This is a genomic window from Nonomuraea antimicrobica, assembly GCF_039536965.1.
GTDB lineage: Bacteria > Actinomycetota > Actinomycetes > Streptosporangiales > Streptosporangiaceae > Nonomuraea > Nonomuraea antimicrobica.
The window spans coordinates 1-1865 of sequence record NZ_BAAAZP010000122.1; the positions used below are offsets into that span (position 1 = coordinate 1).

2 protein-coding genes are annotated in these 1865 nt (G+C 72.2%); both read right to left on the reverse strand.

The window, feature by feature from the left end; translation table 11 throughout:
• Positions 1–94: 94 nt before the first annotated feature.
• On the reverse strand, positions 95–1090 hold the full coding sequence (locus ABD844_RS33475; protein ID WP_344886887.1) for a LacI family DNA-binding transcriptional regulator: 996 nt from the start codon (positions 1088–1090) through the stop codon (positions 95–97).
• 32 nt (positions 1091–1122) lie between these two features.
• The coding region (locus ABD844_RS33480; RefSeq protein WP_344886889.1) for a glycoside hydrolase family 1 protein at positions 1123–1865 on the reverse strand (743 nt) is incomplete at its 5' end.

Below are 1865 nucleotides of genomic sequence, written 5' to 3' on the forward strand. Positions count from 1 at the left end.
CGCGACGGCCACGGCCAGCGCGCCGGGGACGCCGGGCACCTCGGCGGGCCCGTTGGCGGGCCCGGGGACGCGACGGGAGATCATCCCACCAAGCCTAGGCCGACTCTCTGACCACCAGCTCCGTGGGCAGGATGATCGGATCGGTCGGCCCGCCCTCGAAGAGGTTGAGCAGCAGCCGCACCATGGCCGCCGCCTGCTCGGCGATCGGGTGCCGGAGCGTCGTCAGCGGCGGCTCGGTGTACTTGGCCGCCTCGATGTCGTCGAACCCCACCACCGCCACGTCGCCGGGCACCCGCCGCCCCGCCAGCCGCAACGACTGCAGCGCCCCGACCGCCATCAGGTCGTTGGCCACGAACACGGCGTCGAGCGCCGGGTCGTCGCCGAGGAGCTGGCGCATGGCGATCGCCCCCGACTCACGGGTGAAGTCGCCGACCGCGACGATCGAACGGCGGTCGGAGTCGCGCAGCACGTTGCGGTAGCCGGCCAGCCGGTCCTGCCCGGCGATCATGTCCTGTGGCCCGGCGATCGTGGCGATCCTGCGCCGCCCCGTCTCCACCAGGTGCCGCACCCCCGCCTCCGCCCCGCCCACGTTGTCGTTGTCGACGAACGGGATGTCCACCGGCACGGCCGGCCGCCCGTACGAGACCACGGGCACGCGCAGCCGCGACAACGCCGACGGCAGCGGGTCGGCGCCGTGCATGGACAGCAGCATGACGCCGTCGACGTGCCCGCCCGCGATGTAACGCTCCACCCGGGCGTGGCTCTTGGCCGACGACGCCAGCATCAGCACGACCTGCTTGTTGATCGCCTCCAGCTCCACGGAGGCCGACCTGATCGCCGTGGAGAACAACGGGTCCTCGGAGAAGACCCGGGTGCCCGGCTCGCTGACGACCAGCGCGATCGAGTCGGTGCGCTGGGTGACCAGGCTGCGCGCGGCCGAGTTGGGGACGTAGCCCAGTTCGTCGATCGCGCGCTGCACGGCGTCGCGGATGTGGGGGGCCACCGTCGTCTGCCCGTTGACCACCCGGGAGGCGGTGGCACGCGAGACACCCGCCCGCGCGGCGACCGCCTCGAGGGTCGGGCGTCTCATGACTGCACCAGTAGGGAGAGCACGGAAAAAATCTACAGGCCGTTCCTGCTGATCACGTCCCGGTACCACAGCGCGCTGTCCTTGAGCACCCTGGCCTGGGTCGCGTAGTCCACGTGGACGATGCCGAAGCGCCGCCGGTAGCCCTCGGCCCACTCGAAGTTGTCCAGCAGCGACCACAGCAGATACCCGCGCAGGTCCGCGCCCGCCTCGATGGCCCTGTGCACCTCGCGCAGGTGCCCGTCCAGGTACGCCACCCGCTGGTCGTCGTGCACCCGGCCCTGCTCCACGACGTCGTCGAAGGCCGCGCCGTTCTCGGTGACCATGAGGCCGACCCGCGGGTAGTCCTGCGAGAGCCGTACGAGCAGGCGGGAGAGGCCGTCGGGCACGATCGGCCAGCCCATCGCGGTCGTCGGCGCGTCGGCCGTGGCGAACCTGACGCCCTCCGAGCCCGGCCAGGCGGCGTCGGCCGGCAGCCCGGGGCCCGACTCGACCACGCACGGGTTGTAGTAGTTGACGCCGATCAGGTCGATCGGGGCGTTGATCAGTTCGAGGTCGCCGTCCCGGAGGTGGGCCGTCCCGCCGTTGCGCTCGGCCGCGGCCAGCACCTCCTCCGGGTACGTGCCGTACACGGCCGGGTCGAGGAACTGCCGGGTCAGCAGCGTGTGGATGCGGTGGACCACGGCCGCGTCGGCCTCGCTGGGCACCGCCGAAGGGTCGTTGACCTGGGCCGGGGTGAGCACGGGGGAGGAGTTGACCACCAGCATGATGCTGCGCG

Bases quoted from the DNA above. Each gene is read 5' to 3' on its own strand.
- ABD844_RS33475 (WP_344886887.1), bottom strand. From the start codon at position 1,090: ATGAGACGCCCGACCCTCGAGGCGGTCGCCGCGCGGGCGGGTGTCTCG.